The organism is Arthrobacter sp. MDT2-16 (assembly GCF_054510925.1).
In genome coordinates this window covers 529053-553891 of sequence record NZ_JBTNDP010000001.1, presented here as the reverse complement: position 1 = coordinate 553891, position 24839 = coordinate 529053, and the positions used below count along the sequence as shown (strand labels likewise).

The window sequence follows — 24839 nt, the reverse complement described above, 5'->3', positions numbered from 1 at the left end:
CCTCCCGTTCAGACGAAGGACCGTCCCGTCCGGGGGCGGTCCTTCGTGCGTCCGGCCTGCGCCATCGGTCCGGGCGAGGCTGTCCCCCGGCCGTGCGCGGGCGGCTCTCCGGAGGGGCCGGAGTGCCGGCGCCGGCTGACGAGGGCTGCGTTGAGACCCCCGATGGCAGCGGCGGTGATGAGGCTGTAGAGGACGGCGGCGTCCAGGGCACGCCCGGTCTCGGTGTGCGCGATCACGAGGACCGGCATCAGCACGAGCAGGGTGGTTAGGAACCAGAGGGCCCTGCTGTGGACGAAGCGCATGTCTCCTCCTTCGGCCGACGGTCTGCGACCCTCCAAGCCTAGGAAGGAAGACGACCCCGCGCGTCATCCCTGAGTAGTAAGGGGCCGGTCGTCACCGGGAGGCGACTCCGTTCCCGGGGTCGCTGCAGCAGGGGCGTTCTCAGGTCCGGCTGCCATACTGCGGGGATGGCCAAGAACAGGAGCACATCCGGCCGGGGTGTCCTCGCCGCCCGTTTCGACGACGACCTGAAGGACCGCCTGCGCTCCGCGGCGGTCAGTCCCCAGCTCCTCCTCGCCGCCAAGGCCGCGCTTGCCGCGGCCGTCGCCTGGACCCTTGCGCTGGCCATCCCCGGGGAGGCCTCCCGGTACCCGTACTACGCACCGCTGGGCGCCCTGCTCGCGATCTACCCCACCGTCGCCGGGTCGCTGAAGTCGGGACTGCAGACGGTCGTCGGTCTCACGATCGGGATCGTCCTGGCCTACGTGGCGGTCTGGGCAGGGGATCCGAACTGGGCGACGATCGCCTTCGTCGTCGGAGCGGGCGTGCTCCTGGGAGGCGCCCTGCGGAGGACGGCGGGCGGTGGGTCCGGCATCGCGTCCGCCGGGCTGTTCGTCCTCGTCATCGGCAACGACAACCTCGGGTACTCGCTCGGCTACCTCGTGCAGACCGTGGTGGGGGTGGGCGTGGGGGTCGCGGTGAGCGCGCTGATCCTGCCGCCACTGAACCTGAATGACGCCGTGGGGCAGATGAGCCGGCTCCGCAGGACGGCGGCCCGGCAGCTGCAGGAGATGGGCGAGGCCCTCGAGACGGACTGGGCCGCGGACGACCCCCGCTGGTCGGAGCGCCGGGACGACCTCATGGCGTCCGCCCGGAACGCGCGCGACGCCCTGCAGTACGCGGACGAGAGCCGGAAGGGCAACGTGCGGCGCCGCTTCCACCCGCGCGACGTCCGCCGCGACCACCAGCACGTGGAGGTCCTCGAGGTGGTCGCCGCCCACACGCTGAATATCACGAACATGCTGCAGGACGCCCTGCACGGGACGTCCAGGGAGCACCCCATCCCAAGGGCCGTCCGGCCGGCCCTCCAGCGCTCGTTCACCGCCGTCGGTGACGTGCTCGACCTGTGGACGGTGGAGGAGGACGACGCCGCCACGCTCCAGGCCGCCGAGGACAGCCTGCGGGCCCTCGCGGCCGCGGCGTACGACTCCTCCACCCCGGACGTGCCCTTCGGCGCCGCGGCCGCCATCGCCATGAGCCTGCACCGCATCCTGCAGGCCGTGACACCCGGGCTGCGCATCGAGGGCGCGGACTGATCGGGGGACCGGCCGCGGGATGCCACGAAAAAGGGAGGAGGGACGCCCCTCCTCCCTTCGACCTCCTCCGACCGGCGGAAGGCCGGACCGGGTCAGGTCAGGTCGCGGGTCTTCGAGTACCGGGCGATCGCCTTCTGCGTGGAGCGGTTGGTGAGCACCTGGATGGTGGTGCTCACGGCCCCCGAGATGATGGCGAACACGAGCGCCGAGCGCAGGGTGTTCTCCAGCCCGTCCTTGCTCTTCGGCGGGGCCTCGCCCGTGATCTTCTCCCACAGGAAGTCGACGAGCTTGGTCCCGACGAAGCCCGCACCCGCGCTGAGGCCGACGCCGAGCAGTTTGAACACCACGTTCATGGTTTCTCCTTCTGGTCCGAATAGTCCTGCGCCTAGCCTAGTCGTGCTCCGCACCCGATCGCAGGCACGATCGGCGGGACACCGCCGCGCCGGTGTAGGATCGGGAACGCTCAAGCAACACACGACAGGGGAGCGCCGATCGGCAGCATGCTGCCGGGCCGGGCGCTGAGAGTGCGGACCGCCGCAGACCCTCGAACCTGATCCGGCTAGTACCGGCGAAGGGAGTCGAGTTCTCAGAGTGCACGGGTATCGCTGCGTCGACGCCCGACACTCTCCCCTCCTGTATCCCAGGAGGAATTCCCATGGCATCGTCAACATCCCTCAGGGGCGCCCCGGCGTCGACGCGGCAGTGGCGCGTCGTCGACATCGTGGTGGCCTCGGTCATCGCGGTCGCCGTCGGCGTCCTGTTCTTCGCGTGGTCCGCCGGTTACTCCGGCATCAGCGTCCTCACCGCCGGTTTCCCGCCGCTCGCAGGCCTGTACTCGGGCGGCTGGCTCATCGCGGGCGTGCTCGGCGGGCTGATCATCCGGAAGCCCGGCGCGGCCATCTACTGCGAGGTGCTGGCCTCGGTGGTCTCCGCGCTCATCGGGACCCAGTGGGGGGTGAGCGTGCTGCTCTCCGGGGCCATCCAGGGCATCGGGGCGGAACTGGTCTTCCTGCTCTTCCTCTACCGGAAGTGGAACCTCCCGGTCGCGCTCCTCGCCGGGCTCGGTGCGGGCCTGGCGCTCGCCATCAGCGAGAACATCCTCTACAACGCGCTGTGGAGCATCGAGTTCAAGCTCCTCTACACGCTGTTCGCGAGCATCTCCGGCGTCGTCATCGCGGGCCTGCTCTCATGGCTGGCCATGCGCGGCCTCGCGAGGACGGGCGTGCTGTCCGCCTTCGCGGCCGGGCGTACGGCGGACGTGTGACACCAGCGAATGCGCCGTCCCCGGGCGCGGTGCACATCCGCACCCGGGGATGGGGGTGGCGTCACGCCGGCCGCAGGGCCTTCGCCGCGCGCCACCTCGACCTCGAGATCCAGCCCGGCGAGCGCGTGCTGCTCCTCGGTGCTTCCGGTGCGGGCAAGTCCACCGTCCTGCACGGCCTGGCGGGCCTGCTCGGAAGCCAGGACGAGGGGGAGCAGGAGGGCGAGCTCCTGCTCGACGGCACGCACCCCGCCGCGTCGCGGGGGCGGGCCGGGCTGGTCCTGCAGGATCCCGAGACGCAGGTGGTCCTCGCCCGCGTGGGCGACGAGGTGGCCTTCGCCGCCGAGAACCTCGCCGTGCCCCGTGAGGAGATCTGGCGGCGCGTGGGACGCGCGCTCGACGACGTGGGCCTCGACCTCCCGCTCGACCACCCCACCACCGCCCTGTCCGGCGGGCAGAAACAGCGCCTCGCGCTCGCCGCGGTCCTCGCGATGGAACCCGGACTGCTCCTGCTGGACGAACCCACCGCGAACCTGGATCCCGACGGCGTCCTGGAGGTCCGCGACGCCGTGGTGCGCGTCCTCGAGCGCACGGGCGCCACGCTCGTGGTCGTCGAGCACCGCGTGGCCGTCTGGGCGGACGTCGTGGACCGCGTGATCGTGCTCGACGCCGCCGGCGGGGTCCTCGCCGACGGTCCCCCCGCCACCGTCCTCGTCCAGGAGGGCACCCGCACGCGCCTCGCCGCGGCAGGGGTCTGGGTGCCGGGGTGGCAGCCCGCTGTCGGCGGGACGATGCCCGGGAGCTCCGGCTTCGGCGACGGCGTGCTCCTGTCAGCGCACGGCCTGGGCGTCGCCCGGACGCGGCGCGGCCCTGCCGCCGTCGAGGATCTCGACCTGACGGTGCGGGCCGGGGAGGCCCTGGGCATCACCGGGCCCAACGGCGCCGGGAAGTCCACGGCCGCGCTGACGCTCGGGGGCCTGCTGCGCCCGCGCGCCGGGCGGCTCGACGCCTCACCGCTCCTGGCGGGAACGGCCGGGAGCGATCCGTTCCGCTGGCGCTCGGCCCAGCTGGTGCGGCGCATCGGGACCGTCTTCCAGGAACCCGAGCACCAGTTCCTCACCGCGACCGTCGCGGACGAGCTCGCGTTCGGGCCGCGGCAGGCCGGCATCGCCGAGGCGACGCGCACCGCGAGCGTCGCCGAGCGGCTGCGCCTCACGCACCTGCTGCAGGCCAACCCGTTCACGCTCTCCGGCGGGGAGAAACGGCGCCTGTCGGTGGCGACGATGCTCGCCACCGCGCCGCGCGTCCTCGTCCTCGACGAGCCGACGTTCGGCCAGGACGCGGGGACCTGGGCGGAGCTCGTCACCCTGCTCCGTGAACTGGTCGACGACGGCGTGGCCGTGCTGTCGGTGACGCACGACGCCGAGTTCATCGCCGCCCTCGGCGGCACCACCCTGCACATCTCCGGCGGGGCGGGACGGCTGGTGTCCCGATGAGCACCGACTACCTGACGCCCGTGCTCACCGGGACGACGCTCATGCGGGCCAACCCGGTGTCCAAGCTGTTCGCCGCCGTCGTGATCACCCTGGCACTGATGGCCAGCATCGACTGGGTGAGCGCCGCCGTCGTCCTGGCCTGCGAGCTCGCGCTGATGCCGCTGCTCGGCATCAGCGTACGGGGCCTCGTCCGGCGCATCTGGCCGCTGCTGATCGCCGCGGGGGTCGGTGCCTACGGCACGGCGCTGCTCGCGGAGAAGACGGGGGCGGTGCTGCTCGACATCGGGCCGTTCCTGTTCACCGAGGGGTCGGTGGCCGCCGGGATCGCCGTGGGGCTGAGGGGACTGGCACTCGCGCTGCCGGGCATCTTCATCCTGCTCAGCACGGATCCCACGGACCTCGCCGACGCGCTCGCACAGAAGCTGCACCTGCCGCACCGGTTCGTCCTCGGGGGGCTGGCGTCGCTGCGGCTCGTGGGACTGCTGGTGGAGCAGTGGGAGATGCTCGGGCTCGCCCGGCATGCACGCGGGATCGGCTCCGACGGGTCCCCCGTCGCCCGTGCCCGGAACCTGCTGGGGCAGTCCTTCGGGCTGATCGTGCAGGCCATCCGGCGGGCCACGCGCCTGGCGACGGCGATGGAGGCCCGTGGGTTCGGCAGCGGCAGTCGCACGTGGGCGCGGGAGAGCACCTTCTCGCCCCTCGACGCCGTCGTGGCCGCCGTCGGACTCCTCGTCGCCGCGGGCGCGGTGACGGCGGCCGTCCTGGCCGGGACCTGGAACTTCATCCTGTCCTGACGGCGCCCACGGATCGTGGGGGAACGGAACGGGGGCCCGCCCGGGCGGACCCCCGTTCGACGGGCCGACGCAGTACCTAGAGGACGTCCGAGAGGAACGACTTCAGGCGCGGCGTCCGCGGGTCGTCGAAGATCGCGGCCGGAGGTCCGGTCTCCACCACCACGCCGCCGTCCATGAAGGTCACGGTGTCCGAGACGTTGCGCGAGAAACCCATCTCGTGCGTGACGACCACCATGGTCATGCCCGCCGAGGCGAGGTCCGCCATGAGCGCCAGGACGCCCTTGACGAGCTCCGGGTCCAGGGCGGACGTGGCCTCGTCGAAGAACATCACCTCGGGATCCATCGCCAGAGCCCGGGCGATCGCGACGCGCTGCTGCTGCCCACCCGAGAGGTTGCCCGGACGGACGTCGGCCTTGTGCTTCAGGCCCACGAGGTCGAGCTGCGCGAGGGCCTTCTCACGGGCCTCGTCGGCGGACATCTTCCGGAGCTTGCGCAGCGCCAGCGAGACGTTGTCCAGCACCGTCTTGTGGGGGAAGAGGTTGAACTGCTGGAACACCATGCCGATGCGCCGGCGCAGCTCGTCCGGGTTGTCCTTCAGGACGGACCGGCCGTCGAGCAGGATGTCACCCTGGTCCGGTTCGATGAGCCGGTTCAGGACGCGCAGCAGGGTCGACTTCCCGGAGCCGGACGGGCCGATGACGGATGCCGTCGTGCCCTGGTCCACGTGCAGGTCGATACCGCGCAGCACGTGGTTGGTGCCGAAGGACAGGTGCAGGTTCCGCCCCGTCAGGGTTCCCGATTCGATGGTCGTCACGCCTTTGCTCCTTCGCCGATCCTCGCGGCCAGTTCATCCGGTTCGGGCTTCTGCTTCTTGCCCACGCGGAGCCGGTTGTCGATGAAGTTCACGAGGTGCGTCAGCGGGATCGTCAGGCACAGGTAGAACAGCCCGGCCGCGATGAGCGGCGACAGGTTGCCGGTGTTGCTCGCGGCGTCGTTACCGACCCGGAAGAGCTCCCGCTCACTGGCCACGAGGCCGATGAAGTAGACCAGCGAGGACTCCTTGATGAGCGAGATGAACTGGTTCACCAGGGCGGGCAGCACGCGCCGCACGCCCTGGGGGACCACCACGAGCTGCATGGACGCGCTGTAGCTGAAGCCCAGGGCGCGCGAGGCCTCCAGCTGTCCCTTCTCCACGCTCTGGATGCCGGAGCGGAAGATCTCACCGATGTACGCCGAGGCGATCAGCGAGAGGGCGAGGATGCCCAGGGGGTACGGACTGGTGCTGCCCGTGATCTGCCGGAGGATGGGACCGAGCCCCAGGCCGATGAGCAGGATGATCACGACGGCGGGCAGTCCCCGGAAGATGTCCGTGTAGATACGGGCGATCCACCGGAACACGCGGTTGCGGGAGATCCCCATGATCGCGAGGAGCATGCCGACGACCGTTCCGATGATCCCCGAGGCCAGGGCGAGCATGAGGGTGTTCGGCAGGCCGACGGTCAGGAGGTCCGGCAGGACGGCTGCCATCGCCTCCCAGTCGAAGAAGGTCTTGCCGAGCTGTTCGAGGGCGTCCATGCAGGGACCGCTACTTTACTTCCACGGCTTTGCTGCCGGGCTTCCAGTCGGAGGGCATCTCGCGGTCGGGGTACCACTCCTTGGTGAGCTCGGTCCACGTGCCGTCGGCGACGACGGCGTCGAGGCCCGCGTTCAGGGCGTCGATGAGGGGCTGGTTGTCGCTGTTCACGGCGTACGCGGTGAAGTTCTCGGTGTTGATGATCGTCTCGGCGATGGTGGTGTCGTCGCCTTCCTTGACCTGGCCGGTGGCCTGCTGCGACGGCGCCACCCAGGCGTCGACCTGGCCGTTCTTCACGTTCGCGTAGACGGTGTTGTAGTCCGGGAAGCGCACGGGCTCCAGACCCAGGGTGTTGGAGACGTAGTCGTCCTGGACGGTGCCCTGGACCACGCCGATGCGGGTGCTCTCCGAGAGGAAGTCGAAACCGGTGACCGGGGAGCCGTTCTTGGCGACGACGGCCATGTAGCCGAAGTCGTAGCCGTTGGTGAAGCCGACGTTCTCGCGACGGGCCTCCGTGGTGGAGATCGAGGAGGATCCGACGTCGTACTGCTTGTTCTGCACCTGGGCGAGGAGCGCCGAGAAGTCAGTGGACGCGAACTCCACCTCGAGGCCCAGCTTGTCGCCGATGGCGCGCAGCAGCTCGTTGTCGTAGCCGGTGAAGACGCCGTCCTCGAGGAAGATGTTCGGCGGGGCGTCCGACAGCGTGCCGACGCGCAGCGTGCCGTCGGTGATGAGGCCGAGGTCCGCCGTGTCGATCTCCTCGATCGGGGTGGTGGTCTCGGTGGTGTACTTGTCCAGCGACTGCTGGTCGCTGCCGGCCAGGGCGTCCGTGGTCTCGGCGGGTTCGCTGCTGGAGCTGCTGCCGCAGGAGACGGTCAGGGCGAGCATGGGTACGGCGAGTGCCGCGAGGAGCTTGCGGGAAAGATTCATGGTGTCCTTCTTGGAGGCGGGCCCGGGGAGGGCGCACTGGGTGAGATCGTTCGCCGGGTACCGGCGGGGGAGGAGATGCTGCTCGGTGACACGCTCGCTGTTCTGGGCTGTGCGCGCTGTGGCGGGAGGTGCCGACGAAAGCCGGGACATGACCGCACGACGCCGTACTTGCCAACCGGGGGACTGGGCCCGGCGACCGAATCTTCACCTGGAGCACCCCACTACGGGAGAGGGTTGCTGTCCAGCCGGCCAGGGCCTGAAGGCTGGAACTCTTGATTTCAGCAAAACGCTAGGGCAGGACGGAGTGCCGGGTCAAAACGGGACCACGGACATTGCGCCGCTTGACGCGCAATCACGCCCGTTCAGGCGGGTGGTGTGGCGGACTTCACACGAAGCGGTCCACGAGCTCCGTGAGTTCGGCGGTCAGTGGGGCCGACGTGCGGAGCTCCTGCCCGTCGAGCGAGAGGACGGGGGCGAGGAGCCGGATGCTCGAGATGAGCCATACGGCGTCGGCCTCCAGGAGGTGGTGCGGCTCGAGCGGACCGTAGCCGAGCTCCCACCCCTGCTCCTTCGCCGCCGCGAACAGCGCGGCCTGCGAGGTGCCCGCCAGGATGCCGCTCTCCAGCTGCGGCGTGAGGAGGGTCTTCCGCCCGTCGCGCTCGCGGGCGAGCAGCACGGTGGAGGTGGGGCCCTCGAGGACCTTGCCGTCGGAGGAGGTGAAGATGACGTCGTCGGCGCCGTGCGCCTTGGCGTAGCGGATCGCGGCCATGTTGACGGCGTAGGAGAGGGTCTTCGCGCCCATCAGCAGCCACGGCGCGCGCTGCGCCACCGTGCTGTCGTAGCCGCGTTCGAGGAAGAGGACCTTCAGGCCCGCCTCGCGCTGGGTCAGGGTCGACGCCGGGACCGGCGCCGCCTGCACCCACGCCGTCGCCCGTCCCGCGCCCTCGACGCCGCGGGTGGCGATCAGCTTCACGACGGCGTCGCTCCGGCCGGGCTCGGCCGCGGCGAACGCGCGCAGGGCGGTGCGGATGGCACGGCTCCACGCCTCGGCGTCGGGCACCTGAAGATCGAGGGCCGCGGCCGAGGACGCGAGCCGCGCCAGGTGCGCCCGCTCCTTGCGGGGTGTCCCGTCCACGGCCAGCATCGACTCGAAGACGCCGTCACCGCGGGTGGCCCCGAGGTCGGAGATCATGAGCTGCGGCTGCGACGCGTCGGCGATCCTGCCGTCGTCGTGGGCCGGGTCGAGGAACACGAGAACAGTCATGGCCCCAGCGTATCGGCCCGGGGCGCCGGAGCCCTCAGGTCAGGCGCACCTTCCGGGTGAACAGCTTCTGCAGCAGGATGAAGGCCAGGAGCAGGGCCCCGATCACGATGCGCGTCCACCACGAGCTCAGGGTCCCCTCGTAGGAGATGAACGTCTGCACGATGCCGAGGACGAGCACCCCGGCGAGGGATCCGAGCACGTAGCCGTACCCGCCGGTCAGCAGCGTCCCGCCGACGACGACCGCCGCGATGGCGTCCAGTTCCAGCCCGGTGGCCGCCAGGCTGTACCCGGAGAGGCTGTAGAACGAGAACAGGATCCCGGCGATCGCGGAGCACAGCCCGCTGATCCCGTACACGAGGATCTTGGTCCGCGGGACGGCCAGGCCCATGAGCAGTGCCGAGGACTCCCCGCCGCCGATCGCGTACACGGTGCGGCCGAACCGGGTCTGGTGCAGCACGTAGAACGCGACGGCGACGACGAGGAGGGCGATCACGACGCCGGGGGAGACGAACAGCTTGTCCGCCAGCGGGATCCTCGCCTGGGCCATGGAGGTGAAGAAGGGGTCGGTCACGGTGATGGAGTCGACGCTGATGACATAGCAGAGTCCGCGCGCCAGGAACAGCCCGGCGAGGGTCACGATGAACGGCTGGATCTCGAAGACCTGGATCACGGCGCCCATGGCCAGGCCGAAGACCGCGCCGGTCAGGAGCACGAGGAGAATCACGGCGAACGGGTTCCAGCCGGCCTGCAGGAGGGCGGCGGCGATCATCATGGACAGCGCGACCACGGAGCCGACCGACAGATCGATCCCGCCGGTGAGGATCACGAAGGTCATGCCGACGGCGAGGACGATCAGGAAGGTGTTGTCGATCAGGAGGTTGAGGAACACCTGCCCGGACAGGAACCCGGGGTACATGGCGGCACCGACGGCGAACATCGCGAGGAACAGGCCCACGGTCGCCAGCGTGGGGGCGTAGCGTGCCTTGCCCTGCAGCCGGCTGATGCGGCGGCGGTCGAGGGGTGCCGGGGTGCGGGTGAGGACCGACATCAGATGGCCACCTTCACTTGGGACTGCTCGGTCACGGGACGCCTGCGTTGCCTGAAGAGGGTGCGGGCCCTGCTGGACTGCAGGAGGCACACGATGATGACCACCAGCGCCTTGAACACGAGGGTGGCCTCGGGCGGGACGCCCAGCGTGTACACGGTGGTGGTCAGGGTCTGGATGATGAGTGCCCCCACGAGGGTCCCCACCAGGCTGTACCGGCCGCCGGCGAGCGATGTGCCGCCGATGACGACGGCGAGGATCGCGTCCATCTCGATGTAGAGACCCGCGTTGTTGGCGTCCGCCGCCGTCACGTTCGAACTGATCATGAGGCCGGCGACGGCCGCGCACAGCCCGCTGAAGACGTACACCGTCCAGGTGATGGTGCGTGCGTCGATCCCCGCGAGCCTGCTGGCCACGGGGTTGATGCCCACGGCCTCGATGAGCGTCCCGAGGGCCGTGCGGCGCGTCAGCAGGCCGGCGACGCCGAAGGCGCCTGCCGCGATGAGGATCGCGATGGGCAGGCCGAGGAAGAATCCAGCGCCGATCGCCTGGTAGGAGTCGTTCGAGACGGAGATGATCTGCCCGTCGGTGACCAGTTGGGCCAGGCCCCGCCCCGCGGTCATCAGCACCAGCGTGGCGATGATCGGCTGGATGCCGATGACGGAGACCAGGAAACCGTTCCAGAGCCCGAGGGCCAGGCCAGCCACGACGGCGATCGTCACCCCCATGGCGGCGGTCTGCCAGGAGGAGGGGTCCGGTGAGCTGTAGATGTACATGCAGGAGATGGCACCGGCGATGGCCGCGACCGCTCCCACCGAGAGGTCGATGCCGCGGGAGGCGATGACGAGCGTCATGCCGAGGGCGATCAGGATGGTCGGCGCCCCGTTGCGGAGGATGTCGATCAGGCTCCCGTACAGGTGGCCGTCCTGGATGCGGACCGAGAGGAAGTCCGCGCGGAAGAGCTGGTTGAGCAGCAGCAGGAGGACCAGCGCGAGCACGGGCCAGGTCAGGCGGTGCCTCAGCAGGGCGCTCATGCGCCGGTCCCCGCGATGACCGTCATGACGTCCTCCATGGTGACTCCGTCGTTCGGGATGTCGGCCACCATGTGCCGGTCCTTGAGGACGGCGATGGTGTCGCTGAGGCGCAGCACTTCCTCGAGCTCGGCCGAGATGAAGACGATCGACATCCCGCCGGAGGCGAGGCCGCTGATGAGTTTCTGGATCTGGGTCTTGGCGCCGATGTCGATGCCCCGGGTCGGTTCGTCGAGGATCAGCAGCTTCGGTTCGGTGATGAGCCAGCGCGCCAGGAGCACCTTCTGCTGGTTGCCTCCGCTGAGGTCGCGGATGAGGGCGTCCTTGTTGGCCGGGCGGATGTCGAGGGTCTCGATGAACTGCTCGGCCAGCTGGTCCTGGGTGTTGCGGGGCACGCGCCGCCACCAGCCCTTGCCGGCCTGCATGGCCAGGATCAGGTTGTCGCGCACCGAGAGGTCGCTGATCAGACCCTCCTCCTTCCGGTTCTCCGAGGAGAATGCGATGTCCCGGTCGATGGCCGAGCGGGGCGTGCGGAGCGTCCGGACGGACCCGTTGATGCTCAGCCGTCCCTGGTCCGCGCGGTCGGCGCCGAAGAGCAGCCGGGCCGTCTCGGTGCGGCCGGATCCGAGGAGGCCGGCGAGGCCGAGGATCTCGCCGGCGTGCACGGTGATGGTCACGTCCCTGACCGAGCCCTTCCTGCCCAGGCCCTCCGCCTGCAGGAACGGCGTCCGCTCCGCGCGGTCGGGCTGGCGCCGGCTCTCGGCCGCCTCGAGTTCGGCCAGCGCGTCCAGTTCCTTGCCGATCATCTTGGAGATCAGGCCCATGCGAGGGAGGTCGGCGGTCAGGTACTCGCCCACGAGCCTGCCGTTGCGCAGGACCGTCATGCGGTCCGAGACCTCGTACACCTGCTCGAGGAAGTGGGACACGAACAGGATCGCCACGCCCCGGTCCCGCAGTGTCCGGATCACCGAGAACAGCTGCTGGACCTCGTCCGCGTCGAGGCTCGAGGTGGGTTCGTCGAGGATGAGCACCCGGGCCTCGACCTGCATGGCGCGGGCGATGGCGACGAGCTGCTGGACGGCGATCGAGTGGGACGACAGCACGGACCGCGGGTCGATGTGGCCCAGCTGGAGCTGATCGAGGACCTCCTCCGCCTTCCGGCGGACGTTCCGCCAGTGGATGCCGCCGCGCCTGCGCGGTTCGCGACCGAGCAGGATGTTCTCCTCGACCGAGAGGTTGGGGCAGAGATTCACCTCCTGGTAGACGGTGCTGATCCCGGCAGCCTGCGCCTCGGCCGGCGTGCCGAAGCTCTGGCGGGCCCCCAGCACGGTGATGGTGCCGTCGTCGACCGCGTAGACGCCCGTGAGCGCCTTGATGAGGGTGGACTTCCCGGCGCCGTTCTCACCCAGCAGGGCGTGCACCTCTCCCGGGAACAGCCGGAAGTCGACGCCGTCGAGCGCCTTCACGCCCGGGAAGGCGATCGAGATGCCTTTCATGTCCACTACGGGGGTGCTCTCGCTCATGCCCTGCCCTCCTGTGGCCGGATGCGGCGGGTCGTCCCCACCGCATCCGGCTCTCCTGGTGACCCGGCCACCCTCGCGGGGCCGGATCCGGTTCCTAGTACTCGCGGCTCGCGAGGACTTCCTTGGCCTGCTCGGGGGTGAAGGTGGTCTCCTCGGTGACCACGCGGGCCGGGACCTCCTCGCCCGCCACCACCTTGGCCGCCAGGTCCATCAGCTGCTCGCCCAGGAGCGGATTGCACTCCACGATGAAGTTGATCTTGCCGTCCGCGAGGGCCGTCATGCCGTCCTTGACGGCGTCGACGGTGATGATCTTGATGTCCTTGCCCGGCACCTTGCCCGCCGCCTCGATGGCCTCGATGGCACCGAGGCCCATGTCGTCGTTGTGCGCGTAGACCACGTCGATGTCCGGGGTGTTCTTCAGGAACGCCTCCATCACCTGCTTGCCGCCGCTGCGGGTGAAGTCGCCGGTCTGCGACTGCACGATCTTCAGGTCGGGGTCCGCGGCGATGGCGGTCTCGAAGCCTTCCTTGCGGTCGATGGCCGGAGCGGCTCCCGTGGTCCCCTGCAGTTCGACGATGTTCACCGGGCCCTCGGTGGAGGCCGAGTCCTCGACGAGCCAGTCGCCGGCCTTCTTGCCCTCCTCGATGAAGTCCGAGCCGAGGAACGTCTTGTAGAGGGAGGTGTCGGCGGAGTCGACGGCGCGGTCGGTGAGGATGACGGGGATCTCCGCGTCCTTGGCCTCCTTCAGCACGGTGTCCCAGCCGGACTCGACCACGGGTGAGAACGCGATGACGTCCACCTGCTGCTGGATGTAGGAGCGGATCGCCTTGATCTGGTTCTCCTGCTTCTGCTGCGCATCCGAGAACTTGAGGTCCACGCCCGCGGCCTCCGCCGCTTCCTGGACCGACTTGGTGTTGGCGGTGCGCCACCCGCTCTCCGCGCCGACCTGGGCGAAGCCCATGGTGATGGTGCCGTCGGAAGCGCCACCGGCGTCGGAACCGCCACCGGAATCGGACCCTCCGCCGCAGGCGGTGAGGGCGAGGGTGGTGGCGGCGACGACCGCCACGAGGGATTTCCTGAACACTGCTGCCTCCTTGGAAACGGAACCACAGCAAGGGGTATCTGCACCGTCGTTGCTGCAGGGGCGGGGAGCCCTGCGGCAATTGTGAACGGTAACAAATGGCTGGTCAAGGGAATCGCGTCATTCCGGTAGTACCCCGGACGACATGGGGGAGGCCGGACCGCGGCGGGCCCGGCCTCCGGAGGGATCGGTTACTTCTGGTCGTCCTTGCCGTCGACGGCGTCCTTGGCCTTGTCCTTGGCCTGGTCCACCTTCTCCGGATGGTCCTGTGCAGCATCCTTGGCCTTGTCGGCCATTCCACCAATGTCCGCCATGAAGACTTCTTTCCGTCGAACCGGTCCGCGGCCCGCCGTGGCTGCCGCGCTCTGACCCCTCCATGCTCCACCCGCCCGGGAATGCGGGGAACGTGGGAGGACGGCGGAGCGGGAGGTTGACAAACGCATCCGGCCGGATCCCCGTGCGGGCCCCGCCGGGTGCTGCACCCGCCTGTGGGGGAGGATCCGCTCAGGAGTGGATCCTCATCCTGTGGAGGAGGTTCTCGCGCACCATCGGCCACTCGTGGGCGAGGATCGAGTAGACGACGGTGTCGCGCAGTTCCCCGCTCCTGGTGCGGCTGTGGCTCCTGAGCACCCCGTCCTGCTTCGCGCCGAGTCGCTCGATGGCCTCGCGCGACTGGTGGTTCAGCCAGTGCGTGCGGAACTCCACCGCCGGGCACGCGAACACGTCGAAGGCATGGCGCAGCAGGAGGAACTTGGACTCCGTGTTGGTACCCGTCCGCTGGGCGGAGGCGGCGTTCCACGTGGAGCCGATCTCGACCCGCGGGGTGTCCTGGTCGATGTTCATGTACGTCGTCATGCCGATGATCCTGCCGGGCCCGCCGTCGGCGTCGACCAGGCGCGTGGTGAAGGGCAGCATCGAGCCCTTCTCCTGCAGGCCCGTCCGGCGGTCGATCTCCTGTCGCATGCCCTCGGGCGTCGGCACGGACGTGTACCAGAGGTTCCACAGCTCGCCGTCGCGTGCGGCGGCCACGAGGCCGTCGTGGTGTGCGGGTGAGAGGGGCTCGAGGAGGACGCGGTCGCCCCGCAGGGTCGTAGGTCGCAGGGCGGTCATGCACCGACCCTAGCCGCGGACGGCGGGCACTACTGCCCGACGCGGCCGTCCGACCGGCTGGGGCGGAAACGCCCGGGGACCGACTCCCGGCCCTCCACGAGCGCGAGGACGAGTTCGCCGAGCAGCGGCGCGAACTTCGCGCCGTGGCCGGAGCAGGCGGACACGAGCGTGAGGCCGTCCTCGCGGTCGACGACGAAGTCCTCGGTGGGGGTGTTGGTGAACAGGCAGGTCGTCTCGGCGTACGGCTCGGGCACGAGACCCGGGAGGTAGCGCTCCACATGGGAGACCACGCGCTGCCGGTTCTCCTGCGCGATCACGCCGTCCTGCCCCGAGGCCGAACGGAGCCGTCGGCCGGCGTTGTACTCCGCCACCTTCTGGCCCGACCAGCCGGCGTCGCGACCGCCCGGCAGGCCGTACACCACCATGTCCTTCGTCTTGTGGATGAAGGTAGGCCATCCATCGCCTTCGTCCGCATACGGGAAGTGGTAGGCCTGCTCCTGCCTGACCTCCAGGGGAGGCAGTGCCCCGACGAAGGCCCGGGGCAGGTCCATGGTCCTCAGGAGGTCGGGGAGCCAGCCGCCCGCGGCCACGACGACCTCCTCCACGTCCACGTGGCGACCGTCCGCGCCCCGGACGCGGTAGCCCCGGGTGCCGCTGCGCTGCACCGCGACGACGCGCCACCCCTTCTCGAGCATGGCTCCGTGGGACGCCGCCCGGTCGAGCATGGCCAGCACCGCGGATTCGGCGTCGAGCACCCCCGCGCCGGGGTGCCACAGGACCGGGGTCTCGAACTCCCGGCCCCAGCGGGCAGTCGCTCCGGCGGCGCCGAGGAGTTCGTGGTCGATGCCCGCCGCCGCGAGGATGCGCGCGAAACCCTCCGGATCGTGGCCCTCGCCGTGGTCGAGCGCACCGGTGCGCGTGAGGAGGGCGGCGCCGCAGGCGCTCTCCAGCTCGGCCCATCCCCGTGCCGCCTCACGGACCAGGTCGACGTACAGTCGCTCGGCGTAGGCGTAGCGGAAGATGCGCGCCGAGCCGTGCGAGCTGCCGCGGGGGTGGGCCGGGGTGTCCTGCTCCAGGACGGCGACGTCGTGCCCGGCCCGCGCCAGCCGCCAGGCAGCGGAGGACCCGGCAAGACCGGCGCCGATCACGGCGATGCTCGTCATAGCGGCACTCCTTCACGATTCCTCCGCCGGCCGTCCTGATGGAGCTTACGAGCGGACACCCGACCGATCCGCGAACGGGCGGGAGGGGTGCCCGTCCGTCGAGCCGGCCGGGGGTCCGGCGTCAGTAGTCGAAGTGGGTGGCGACGGGCTCGGTCTGACCGACCGACTCGAGGATGTCGGCGGCCAGGAGCCGCAGCTTCGTGTTGCGGGTCGACGACGCCCGCCGGAGGATGGCGAACGCCTCCTTCTGGGTGCACCTGTTCTGGGCCATGATCGCGCCGACGGCGGTGTCGATCGTGGTGCGGGCGGTCATCGCGGCCTGGAGGTTCTGGGTGTCCTCGGTGAGTTTCGCGATCCGCACGGCCAGCCTCAGGGACCGCGAGGCGTCGCGGGCCAGGCCCTCGGCCACGGCGATGCCCTTGTCGTCGAAGATGTCCGGGGTGGTGGAGTAGAAGTCGAGTCCTGCGCTGGCTCCGTCCTGGAGCCGGATCGGGATGCCGAGGGCCGAGCGCAGGCCGTAGGACGCGATCGCCTCGCGGTACTCCGGGAAGCGCTCCTCCGTGAGGAAGTCACGGATGTGCACGGTCTCGCCGGTGCGCGCGGCGCGCAGGCAGGGGCCGTCGTCGAACCCGTACTGCACCTCGTCGACCTCGCGGGCGCGGTCGCTGCTGCTGGCCACCGTGACCATCGAGCGTGGGCGCAGGAGGGTCACCCCGCAGAACACCTCGCCGTAGGGTCCGGTGAAGGCCCGGGAGGCGACCGTGGCCAGTCCGGCGAGGAAGTCCTGGACGTCCTCGCTCTCGAGGACCATGTCCTGCAGTAGGGCCGTGACCGGGTCCCGCTCCTTCTCGGAGGCCAGTTCGTTCTCGTCCGGCATGGGAGCACCTGTCCGTTCATCGCACATCAGAGGGAGGGCTCACTGTTGAACCACGGGAAGCGGCACCGCGAGGGCGGGACCATGTCCTAGAACTATACGGCCGGGTATCGCCACCGCCTGTTCGCGGGGCAGTCGCGGACCATGCCCAGTCGCCGCCCCCTGTCCACCCCTCCCGTGTCCGCGTGGTCCGCGTACGGGAAGTACCCTGCAGGTCCTACGATGGACGGCAGCCGGGGCAGCTGATGGTGGATCGTCCCGAGACAGCAAGTGAACGGGATGAGGAACCAGCAGTGACTGATGCGTACCTCCAGCAATGGACCGCCCTGGAAGCGGTGAGGGTGGCGGGTCTGCGCTCCGAACAGGTGCTGGCCGGCTACACCGCGTTGGGCGGCAGCCACGACGTCTTCGACGTCACGGGGTACCTGCGCGGGCTGACCCGCCTGCCGGTGCAGGACCGCAATCTGATCGCCGACGCCATCAACGAACTCATCGACGCCACCGGTTCCATGGCCGACGGCGCGCACTACAGCACCGACGAGGCGGCATTCGCGTCCGGGTTCGAGGAGTACCTCCGGCCGCTGACCACGAATCCCGACGGCTACGGCTTCGACCGGCGCGCGCTGCGCCCCGATGCCCAGACGGTGGGCGGGACGGGGACGCAGCTGGCGCGCACGTCGTCCGGACCGAGGGACGGTACCGACATCACGGACAACGCGGAGGTCCGGCGTCTGCAGGCCCTGTACCTGTCGGGCATGCTGGATTCCGGTGCCGAGGAACGGTTCGATGCGCTCACCGTCCGGACCCGGGACCGGTTCGGCGTCAGTTCGTCCTCGATCGCCTTCATCGCCGAGGACCGGCAGGTGATCAAGTCCCTGGCCGGCCCCATCGGTCAGGATCTGCCCCTCGAGCTCTCCCTGTGCGCGGTGACGGTGAAGGCGGAGCGCACCCTGGTGATCCCCGATGCGACCCGGGACCCCTTGTACAGGGACCATCCCCTTGTCACAGGGGGCCCGAAGGTGCGCATGTATGCCGGGCACCCGCTGTCCACCATGGACGGATGGCGCATCGGCTCGCTGTGCGTCATGGATGACAGGCCGCGACGGTTCACGGAGGAGGACGCCGCGGACCTGCGGACCCTCGCGCGGCTCGTCCAGGACGAGATGTGGCGGGGCTCGATCAGCTGACGCGGGCCTGCCGGTTCAGGAGCCGGCTCGGATGTCGGCCGGGAACGCGGCACCCAGCGCCGTGAGGACGCCGCGCGCCTTCGTGCGTACCTCGTCCCACTCCTCCTCGGGCACGGAATCGGCCGTGATCGCGCCGCCCACGCCGAGGGTCAGGCGGGTGCCGTCGTCGTCGTCCTCGAGCACGAGGGTGCGGATGACGACGGCGAGGTCGGTGGCGCCCGTGAGGGCGAGGTAGCCCGCGGCGCCCGAGTAGGGTCCGCGCGGAGCCCGCTCCAGGCCGTCGAGGATGGCCATGGTGCTGATCTTCGGCGCTCCGGTCATCGAGCCGGCGGGGAAGGCGGACGCGACGACGCCCGCCCGTGCGCTTCCGGGACGGAGCCGGGCGTCGATGGTGCTGACCATCTGGTGCACCGTGGCGTACGTCTCGATGGCGCACAGGCGGCTGACCGTGACCGAGCCGGGTACGGCGTGGTGGGAGAGGTCGTTGCGCAGGAGGTCCACGATCATGATGTTCTCCGCGCGGTCCTTCGCCGACGTCCTGAGGTCCTCGCGCAGTGCTGCGTCCGCAGCCGGGTCCGCAGAGCGGCCCCGCGTCCCCTTGATCGGTTCGGCCCGCATGCGCCCGTCGGCGGTGATCCTCAGGAAGCGCTCGGGTGAGCTGCTCGCGACCGCGAACCCCGGGAAGCGCAGGAAGTGCGCGAACGGTGCGGGACTGCCCGCGCGCAGGCGCAGGTACACGGTCAGCGGATCGAGCCGGTCCCCGCGCCCGGTGCGCGCCGACAGCGACGTCGTCAGGCACACCTCGTAGGTGTTGCCGTCGGCGATCTCCGCCTGGGCGCGCCGGATCTTCGCCAGGTACCCGGCACGTGTGTCCCGCCCTGCGAAGTGCGGTACGGGCAGCGGGGGCGACGGCGGGACGGGACCGGGCGCCACGACGGCCTCACGGGCGCGAACCAGCCAGGCGTCGCGCTCGGGGTCGGGCCTGCCGTCCGAGAGCGTCAGCAGGAAGGCGGCGCCCTCGAGGTGGTCGAGGACCACGGCGCGGCCCGCGAAGATGAGGGCGGCCTCGGGCAGGCGGCCCGCAGGGGTGTCCGAGCCGCCCGTCTCGCGCTTCAGTTCGTAGCCGAGGTAGCCCAGCCAGCCCAAGCCGAACCCGCACGCCAGGCCGTCGGGTACACGCACGGCCCGCCGCCCCCAGACGTCGTCGAGCCAGCGGAAGAAGGGCTCGCGGATCCTCGTGGTCACGGGCCCCGCACCGACCTCCAGCACGCCGCCCCGGTAGAGCGCCACCTGCCCGAACGCGCCGCCGGCATCGGCCATGATGCTGAAACGGTTGCGCCCGTCGGCGAGCAGGCCGGTGGGCGGGTTCGTCGGGGCGTCGGAGCTGTCGAGCCAGGCGGCCGCCGGTGCCTCCCCGTACAGCGAGGAGAACAGCGCGGCCGGATCCGGGACGGCCTCGACACGCTCGCAGTCCAGCGCGAGTCCGCGCCGCCCCGCGCGCTCAGGAGCCAGCAGGACCGCGCAGGAGGGCAACCCGGTGAGGGCGAGGCGCACGGCCTGGGGTGACGGGGGTCCGCGGTGGCCCTGCACGACGACGTCGGCGGCGGCAGCGGGATCGTCCCCTGCCAGCCAGCGCTCCTCCTGTGCCGCCCAGCGCTGCCAGAACGGCGCATAGGCGTCGCCGTCGCGCTCGATCGCCGTCCGCCGCCTGATCCCGGCGTCGGCCTCGACCCAGATGACGGCGTCGAGCGAGGCGCGCGCTGCTGCCGCGGCCGCCCCCACCCCTTCCAGGAGCACGATCTCCGTCACCGGCGTCGTGCGCGCCGGGCCGTCGTGTCCCCGACCCCAGTCCCAGGCGTTCCAGTGCGCCGTGCGCCCTGCCCGCAAAGGGGTGAGGACCCGCTCCACGTAGCGGGCGATGCCGGCGTCGAGCCCGTCCCACCCCGGATAGATGTCCTCGAGGTGGAAGAGGCCCACGCTGTGGTGTTCGCGCAGGAGGGCCGCGAGCTCGACGGCGAGGGTCGTCTTCCCGGCGCCGGAGCGGCCGTCGATCGCGATGAGCAGGGGAGCCCCGCGCGATGCGGCGTCGGGTGCGGTGGTGGAGGAGATGCCGGGAGCGTCGGGCACGGGTCAGCCCAGGGCGAGCAGGGCGCCGACGCCCACGAACAGCGAACCGAAGGTGCGGTTGAGGATGGTCTGTCCGCGCTCGTCCTCGGTGAAGCGGCGGAACGAGCGTGCCGTAGCCGCGTAGAAGAACCACATGACGAGGACGTCGATCACGATCACGGTCGCGGCCAGCACGCCGTACTGGCTCAGCAGGGGATCCTCGGGACGGATGAACTGGGGGATGAGCGCGAGGAAGAACACGATCGCCTTCGGGTTGAGCAGGTTCACCCAGACACCCCGGCGGAACATCGACGAGGCTCCCTCGCTGACCTGCAGGGCGCGGACCTCGCTGTGCTCGGGCTTCGCGAGGAACTTCCACACCCCGAGGTACACGAGGTAGGCGGCGCCGGTGTAGCGGATGAGGTCGAAGGCGAGGGGCGAGTTCGCGACGAGGAGGCCCACGCCCGCCCCGGCGATGCCGATGTGGACCAGCAGTGCCGCCTGCTGCCCCAGGATGCCCCAGATGGAGCGGCGGAACCCGACCGTCAGCGCGTTGCTCATGGTGTTCACGGCTCCCGCACCCGGCATGAAGCTGATGAGCGTCTGTGCGCCGAGCAGCGCAAGCCAGAGGGAGGGATTCACCCGTTCATGGTATGCGCCGTGGGTCAGGGCTCCGAACCGTCGGCGTCGAGCTCGTTGCGGACGTACTTGACGACGCCGTCCACCGCGCCGTCCACCATCGCCCAGGTCGCCTCGAAATCGCTGGCGTCGCCGTACCAGGGGTCGTAGATGCCGAGGTGCTCGAGGTCCGTGTCCGTGGTCGTGGGGTCGAACTCGCGCAGGAGGTGGATCTTCTCGCGGGCGCCGTCGTCGGGCGCGTTCGTGCGCAGGAATCCGTAGTGGTCCAGGTCGAGGGCGAGGATGAGGTCACGCTCGCCGTACCATTCCTGCTCGAACCGGCGTGCACGGTGTCCGTGGCTGTCGATGCCGAGTTCGGTCAGTTTCGCGGCGGCCCGCTCGTCGATCGGCCGCCCGGCCTCCCAGTCCGTGGTGCCCGCGGAGTCGACGGCGACGTCGTCGCCCATGCCCGCGTCCGCGAAGGCGCGGGCCAGCATGAGTTCGGCCATGGGGGAGCGGCAGATGTTCCCGGTGCAGACGGTGACGATGCGGTACATCACGCCAGCCTAGCTGCGGTGCCCGTCCGGGGTCGGGTCGACGCCGTCGGGCTGCCGGTCGAAGGGTCAGGCCCGCGCGAGGATCTCCACGCTCGGCACCAGGAACACGCCGTCGTCCATCCGCGACCACCTGCGCCACCCCTCGGCGAGGCGGTCCAGGGTCTGCTGGTCGGCGAGGCCGCGCTCCAGGGTCTGTCCGGCGAAGGCCGAGTGCAGCACGCGCTGGGCCCAGGACTCGGCATGGACGCGGCGGTCCTCGGCCGTGGCGTAGACCCAGCTGGTCGAGGACACCTCGATGTCCGCGAACCCCGCAGCCGCCGCCCAGCCGGGAAGCCTGCGCCCGGCGTCGGGCTCGCCGCCGTTGCCCCGTGCAAGCGTCCCGTAGAGCTCCCGCCACTCGTCGAGTTCGTCGACCGCGGGAAACCACGTCATGGCGCCGAAGTCCGCCTCGCGGGCCGCGACGAGCCCGCCCGGGCGCACGACGCGGCGCATCTCGCGCAGCGCGGCCACCGGGTCCGCCAGGTGCTGCAGGAGCTGGTGCGCATGCACGACGTCGAAGGACTCGTCCGGTGCATCGAGGTCGTAGACGTTGCCCACGCGGAATGCGGCGTTGGCGAGGTCCGCATGGGCCTCCGCCGCCTGCGCGATGACGTCCGCCGAACTGTCGATCCCCACCACCGAGCCCGGGGCCACGAGGTCGGCGAATCCGGCGGTGATGCTCCCAGGTCCGCAGCCGACGTCGAGCACGTCGAGGCCGGCTTCGAGGAGAGGCTCGAGGTAGGCGGCCGACGACGCGACGGTGCGCGCCGCGTGCGCCGTCGTGACGCTCGGGTGGTGTCCGTGGGAGTAGACCTCGCTGTTCATGCTCCGAAGGCTAACCGGCGGCGTCGTCCTCAGCCAGCATCCACGTCGTCCAGCGCCACATCACGGGCGGCCACGGTGGCGTCGGTGACGTCCTGCAGCATGTCCCGCAGGAGCGCCAGCTGCTCCTCGGAGTACCGGTCGAAGACGGCGTCGATGTGCCGGGCGAGGGGGGCGAACAGCATCGCCCCCGTGGAGCGTGCCTTCTCCGTCATCTCGAGGTGCACCTGCCGCCGGTCGACGTCGCTGCGACGCCTCGTGACGTGGCCGGCCGAACCGAGACGGTCCACGAGCGCGGTGGTGGCCGGTGAGCTGAGGTTCAGTTCCTCCCGCAGCAGGCCCGGAGTGACGGTGAGACCCGCGCGGGCGGCGCCCATCATGATGCTCAGCGCATGGAGATCGGTGCGGTAGAGGCTGTCCCGCTCGCTGACGGTGTCGACGTAGCGGTCCGTCTCGACCGTGAACTGCCGCAGCAGTGCCATGAGTTCTTCCCTCGCGGCCATGGGTCCTCGCCTTCTTTCCCCTCCAGTTTAGGCCGGTTATGATTATCTCCACCATAGATATACTTTATTGCAGAGATACCTTCGAGAGGGCAGGAACGTCATGAGGAACAGATGGTTGAGGGTGTTGCTGCCCGCGGTCGTCGTGCTGGTCTGGCTGGTCGGTGCCGCCGTGGGCGGTCCCACCTTCGGTCGGCTCGAGGAGGTCTCGAGCAACGACCAGGCATCGTTCCTGCCCAGGAGCGCCGAGTCGACGGCGGCGGGTGAGTTGCAGCAGCGCTTCAGCGACTCCGACGCCATCCCGGCGGTGATCGTGGCCGAGTCGGACGCGGCCATCGACCCGCGGGACCTCGGTCCCTACGCCGACCTCGGTGCGACGCTCGGGCAGGTCGAGGGGCTCGAGCCACCCGCCGAGGGTGCGCCGGCCGTCGCAGGGCCCATCCCCTCCGAGGACGGCTTCGCGGTGCAGTACATCGCCTTCGTCTCCTCGGACGCCGAACTCGCCGAGGTGGTCGGCGAACTGCGCACGGTGCTGACGGACGAGCTCCCCGACGGCGTGAGCGGGTACGTCACAGGACCCGCCGGATTCACCAACGACCTCGTGGACGCGTTCGGTGGGATCGACGGCATCCTGCTCGGTGTGGCACTCGGCGCGGTGTTCCTGATCCTGCTCGCGGTCTACCGCTCCGTCGTGCTGCCGTTCCTCGTCCTCCTGACCTCGGTGTTCGCACTCTCGACGTCGATCCTGCTCGTCTTCTGGCTCGCGAAGCTCGACTGGATCCAGCTCAGCGGGCAGAGCCAGGGGATCCTCTCGATCCTCGTGATCGGTGCGGCGACCGACTACGCGCTGCTGCTCGTCGCCCGGTTCCGGGAGGCGCTCGCCGAGCACGGGACCCGATGGGAGGCCATGCGCGTGGCGTACCGAGGCGCCGTGGAGCCGATCGTCGCCTCTGGTGCCACGGTGATCCTCGGCCTGCTGTGCCTGCTCTTCTCCGACCTCAACTCGAACAAGAGCCTGGGGCCCATCGCCGCGATCGGCATCGTCTTCTCGCTCGGAGCGGCGCTCTCCCTCCTGCCCGCCTTCCTGCTGCTCTTCGGCAGGGCAGCGTTCTGGCCGCTGGTCCCGCGCTACAACCCGGAACTCGCCACCGTCGTCCCTCCTCATCACGGCAGGCACGCCGCCCCGACGGCGTCCGGCCCGGAGACCGGGCTCGAGCGGCTCAGGGGGATCTGGCGGAGCGTGGCCCTGCTGGTGGCCCGTCGCCCGCGGGTCCTCTGGGTCGTGTCCCTGCTCGTCCTCGTGGCCGGGGCGCTCGGGCTGACCCAGCTCCAGGCAAGCGGCGTCCCGCAGTCGGCCCTGATCCTCGCGCCCTCCAACGCCGTCGACGGCCAGGAGGCACTGGGCCGGCACTTCGACGCCGGATCCGGGAGCCCGGTCTACGTCGTGGCGCCGGAGGCGGACCGGCAGACGGCACTCGACATCGTCACCGCGCAGGAGGGGATCTCGGAGGCGGCCCTGACCGCCGACCCCACCGGCGCCGCCGTCGTCGAGGACGGCCGCGTGCTCATCAGCGGGACGCTGGCGTACCAGGCCGACTCCGGCCAGGCGGAGGGCGTGGTCCGCGACCTGAGGGCCGCGCTCGACGACGCCAGCCCGGATTCGCTCCTGGGGGGCGTCACGGCGGTGGCGGTGGACACGAACGACACCGCGCTCGCCGACCTGGTGAAGATCATCCCGATCGTCCTCGCCGTCATCCTCGTAGTCCTCATCATCCTGCTGCGCTCGGTCGTGGCGCCGGTGCTCCTCGTGGCCAGCGTGGCGCTCTCGAACGCGACCGCGCTCGGGGTGTCGGCGCTGGTGTTCAACAACGTCTTCGGGTTCGAGGGCGCGGATGCGTCGGTGCCGCTCTTCGCGTTCGTGTTCCTCGTGGCGCTGGGCGTGGACTACAACATCTTCCTGATGACCCGGGTGCGCGAGGAGTCCCTGCGCATCGGCACCCGGCCGGGGATCCTGCGTGGACTCGGGGTCACCGGCGGTGTCATCACCTCGGCGGGGGTGGTCCTGGCCGCGACCTTCGCCGCGCTGGGGGTCATCCCGATCCTGTTCCTCGCGCAGATCGCCTTCATCGTGGCGTTCGGCGTGCTGCTGGACACCGTGCTGGTGCGGTCGCTGCTGATCCCCGCGCTGGCCTACGACATCGGGCCGGGGATCTGGTGGCCGTCACCGCTCGGGAAAGTGGCGTCCCCGCGGTAGCCCGCTCATCCCGCCG

The 24839-nt window shown here is 70.4% G+C and carries 25 protein-coding genes and 2 riboswitches; of the genes, 6 read left to right on the top strand and 19 right to left on the bottom strand.

Going from position 1 to position 24839, the window contains the following annotated elements; genetic code table 11:
- Nucleotides 1-8: 8 nt before the first annotated feature.
- On the bottom strand, nucleotides 9-302 hold the full coding sequence (locus tag ACX80N_RS02680) for a hypothetical protein (protein WP_459338184.1): 294 nt from the start codon (nucleotides 300-302) through the stop codon (nucleotides 9-11).
- A 165-nt stretch (nucleotides 303-467) separates the two neighbouring features.
- Here ACX80N_RS02680 and ACX80N_RS02675 point away from each other — a divergent pair, with 165 nt between their 5' ends.
- Nucleotides 468-1595: an FUSC family protein gene (locus tag ACX80N_RS02675; protein WP_459338183.1), complete on the top strand. Its 1128-nt coding sequence runs from the start codon at nucleotides 468-470 to the stop codon at nucleotides 1593-1595.
- Between the two features lie 92 nt (nucleotides 1596-1687).
- On the opposite strand, the gene ACX80N_RS02670 is transcribed toward ACX80N_RS02675, so the two are convergent.
- Nucleotides 1688-1948, bottom strand: a complete 261-nt coding sequence (locus ACX80N_RS02670) for a DUF4235 domain-containing protein (protein WP_105031723.1) — start codon at nucleotides 1946-1948, stop codon at nucleotides 1688-1690.
- Between the two features lie 116 nt (nucleotides 1949-2064).
- Nucleotides 2065-2189: riboswitch (TPP riboswitch) on the top strand.
- Nucleotides 2190-2250: 61 nt separating this feature from the next.
- Here ACX80N_RS02670 and ACX80N_RS02665 point away from each other — a divergent pair.
- The 3 genes from ACX80N_RS02665 to ACX80N_RS02655 are packed head-to-tail and all read left to right on the top strand — an operon-like array spanning nucleotide 2251 to nucleotide 5146.
- A complete protein-coding gene (locus ACX80N_RS02665) occupies nucleotides 2251-2859 on the top strand; it encodes an ECF transporter S component (protein WP_105031722.1) in 609 nt (202 codons plus the stop codon).
- Nucleotides 2856-4352: an ABC transporter ATP-binding protein gene (locus tag ACX80N_RS02660; protein WP_459338182.1), complete on the top strand. Its 1497-nt coding sequence runs from the start codon at nucleotides 2856-2858 to the stop codon at nucleotides 4350-4352. The genes ACX80N_RS02665 and ACX80N_RS02660 overlap by 4 nt, the downstream gene beginning before the upstream one ends.
- Complete coding sequence (locus ACX80N_RS02655) at nucleotides 4349-5146, top strand: energy-coupling factor transporter transmembrane component T family protein (RefSeq protein ID WP_459338181.1); 798 nt, start codon at nucleotides 4349-4351, stop codon at nucleotides 5144-5146. The genes ACX80N_RS02660 and ACX80N_RS02655 overlap by 4 nt, the downstream gene beginning before the upstream one ends.
- A 76-nt stretch (nucleotides 5147-5222) precedes the next feature.
- On the opposite strand, the gene ACX80N_RS02650 is transcribed toward ACX80N_RS02655, so the two are convergent.
- From ACX80N_RS02650 to ACX80N_RS02595, 12 genes are all read right to left on the bottom strand, one after another.
- Entirely contained in the window at nucleotides 5223-5960 is a 738-nt protein-coding gene (locus ACX80N_RS02650) for an amino acid ABC transporter ATP-binding protein (RefSeq protein ID WP_105031720.1), read from the bottom strand.
- Nucleotides 5957-6721: an amino acid ABC transporter permease gene (locus ACX80N_RS02645; RefSeq protein WP_105031719.1), complete on the bottom strand. Its 765-nt coding sequence runs from the start codon at nucleotides 6719-6721 to the stop codon at nucleotides 5957-5959. Before ACX80N_RS02645 ends, ACX80N_RS02650 begins: the two co-directional genes overlap by 4 nt.
- Before the next feature lie 10 nt (nucleotides 6722-6731).
- Nucleotides 6732-7649, bottom strand: a complete 918-nt coding sequence (locus ACX80N_RS02640) for an ABC transporter substrate-binding protein (RefSeq protein WP_459338180.1) — start codon at nucleotides 7647-7649, stop codon at nucleotides 6732-6734.
- A 159-nt stretch (nucleotides 7650-7808) separates the two neighbouring features.
- Nucleotides 7809-7927, bottom strand: a riboswitch (SAM riboswitch).
- A 107-nt stretch (nucleotides 7928-8034) separates the two neighbouring features.
- Nucleotides 8035-8913 (bottom strand): aminodeoxychorismate lyase, encoded by an 879-nt coding sequence (locus ACX80N_RS02635; RefSeq protein WP_459338179.1) that lies wholly within the window; start codon nucleotides 8911-8913, stop codon nucleotides 8035-8037.
- 34 nt (nucleotides 8914-8947) lie between these two features.
- Complete coding sequence (gene yjfF / locus ACX80N_RS02630) at nucleotides 8948-9961, bottom strand: galactofuranose ABC transporter, permease protein YjfF (protein WP_459338178.1); 1014 nt, start codon at nucleotides 9959-9961, stop codon at nucleotides 8948-8950.
- Nucleotides 9961-10992: an ABC transporter permease gene (locus ACX80N_RS02625; protein WP_105031715.1), complete on the bottom strand. Its 1032-nt coding sequence runs from the start codon at nucleotides 10990-10992 to the stop codon at nucleotides 9961-9963. The genes yjfF and ACX80N_RS02625 overlap by 1 nt, the downstream gene beginning before the upstream one ends.
- The gene (locus tag ACX80N_RS02620; protein WP_459338177.1) at nucleotides 10989-12512 is read right to left on the bottom strand and encodes a sugar ABC transporter ATP-binding protein; all 1524 of its coding nucleotides are present in this window, start codon (nucleotides 12510-12512) and stop codon (nucleotides 10989-10991) included. The genes ACX80N_RS02625 and ACX80N_RS02620 overlap by 4 nt, the downstream gene beginning before the upstream one ends.
- A gap of 94 nt (nucleotides 12513-12606) precedes the next feature.
- Nucleotides 12607-13596, bottom strand: a complete 990-nt coding sequence (locus ACX80N_RS02615) for an ABC transporter substrate-binding protein (protein ID WP_105031713.1) — start codon at nucleotides 13594-13596, stop codon at nucleotides 12607-12609.
- A gap of 188 nt (nucleotides 13597-13784) precedes the next feature.
- A complete protein-coding gene (locus ACX80N_RS02610) occupies nucleotides 13785-13907 on the bottom strand; it encodes a hypothetical protein (protein ID WP_276308019.1) in 123 nt (40 codons plus the stop codon).
- Nucleotides 13908-14097: 190 nt separating this feature from the next.
- Nucleotides 14098-14703: a GNAT family N-acetyltransferase gene (locus ACX80N_RS02605; RefSeq protein WP_459338176.1), complete on the bottom strand. Its 606-nt coding sequence runs from the start codon at nucleotides 14701-14703 to the stop codon at nucleotides 14098-14100.
- A 29-nt stretch (nucleotides 14704-14732) separates the two neighbouring features.
- Nucleotides 14733-15866 carry an FAD-dependent oxidoreductase gene (locus ACX80N_RS02600; RefSeq protein WP_459338175.1) on the bottom strand — a complete coding sequence of 378 codons (1134 nt, stop codon included), beginning with the start codon at nucleotides 15864-15866 and terminating at the stop codon, nucleotides 14733-14735.
- Between the two features lie 121 nt (nucleotides 15867-15987).
- The gene (locus tag ACX80N_RS02595; protein ID WP_105031710.1) at nucleotides 15988-16743 is read right to left on the bottom strand and encodes a GAF and ANTAR domain-containing protein; all 756 of its coding nucleotides are present in this window, start codon (nucleotides 16741-16743) and stop codon (nucleotides 15988-15990) included.
- A 290-nt stretch (nucleotides 16744-17033) separates the two neighbouring features.
- On the opposite strand from ACX80N_RS02595, the gene ACX80N_RS02590 reads away from it, so the two are divergent.
- On the top strand, nucleotides 17034-17927 hold the full coding sequence (locus tag ACX80N_RS02590; protein WP_459338174.1) for a GAF domain-containing protein: 894 nt from the start codon (nucleotides 17034-17036) through the stop codon (nucleotides 17925-17927).
- A 15-nt stretch (nucleotides 17928-17942) separates the two neighbouring features.
- Here ACX80N_RS02590 and pabB read toward each other — a convergent pair whose 3' ends face one another.
- The 5 genes from pabB to ACX80N_RS02565 all read right to left on the bottom strand — a co-directional run bounded on the left by pabB (nucleotide 17943) and on the right by ACX80N_RS02565 (nucleotide 22572).
- On the bottom strand, nucleotides 17943-20054 hold the full coding sequence (gene pabB, locus ACX80N_RS02585; protein WP_459338173.1) for an aminodeoxychorismate synthase component I: 2112 nt from the start codon (nucleotides 20052-20054) through the stop codon (nucleotides 17943-17945).
- Between the two features lie 3 nt (nucleotides 20055-20057).
- On the bottom strand, nucleotides 20058-20675 hold the full coding sequence (locus ACX80N_RS02580; RefSeq protein ID WP_459338172.1) for a LysE family transporter: 618 nt from the start codon (nucleotides 20673-20675) through the stop codon (nucleotides 20058-20060).
- A gap of 23 nt (nucleotides 20676-20698) precedes the next feature.
- Nucleotides 20699-21208: a low molecular weight protein-tyrosine-phosphatase gene (locus tag ACX80N_RS02575; RefSeq protein WP_459338171.1), complete on the bottom strand. Its 510-nt coding sequence runs from the start codon at nucleotides 21206-21208 to the stop codon at nucleotides 20699-20701.
- A gap of 66 nt (nucleotides 21209-21274) precedes the next feature.
- The gene (locus ACX80N_RS02570) at nucleotides 21275-22072 is read right to left on the bottom strand and encodes a methyltransferase domain-containing protein (protein ID WP_459338170.1); all 798 of its coding nucleotides are present in this window, start codon (nucleotides 22070-22072) and stop codon (nucleotides 21275-21277) included.
- Nucleotides 22073-22101: 29 nt separating this feature from the next.
- Nucleotides 22102-22572 (bottom strand): MarR family winged helix-turn-helix transcriptional regulator, encoded by a 471-nt coding sequence (locus ACX80N_RS02565; RefSeq protein ID WP_105031705.1) that lies wholly within the window; start codon nucleotides 22570-22572, stop codon nucleotides 22102-22104.
- Between the two features lie 100 nt (nucleotides 22573-22672).
- On the opposite strand from ACX80N_RS02565, the gene ACX80N_RS02560 reads away from it, so the two are divergent.
- Nucleotides 22673-24823, top strand: coding sequence for an MMPL family transporter (locus ACX80N_RS02560; protein WP_459338169.1), 2151 nt, complete (start codon nucleotides 22673-22675; stop codon nucleotides 24821-24823).
- Nucleotides 24824-24839: the final 16 nt, after the last annotated feature.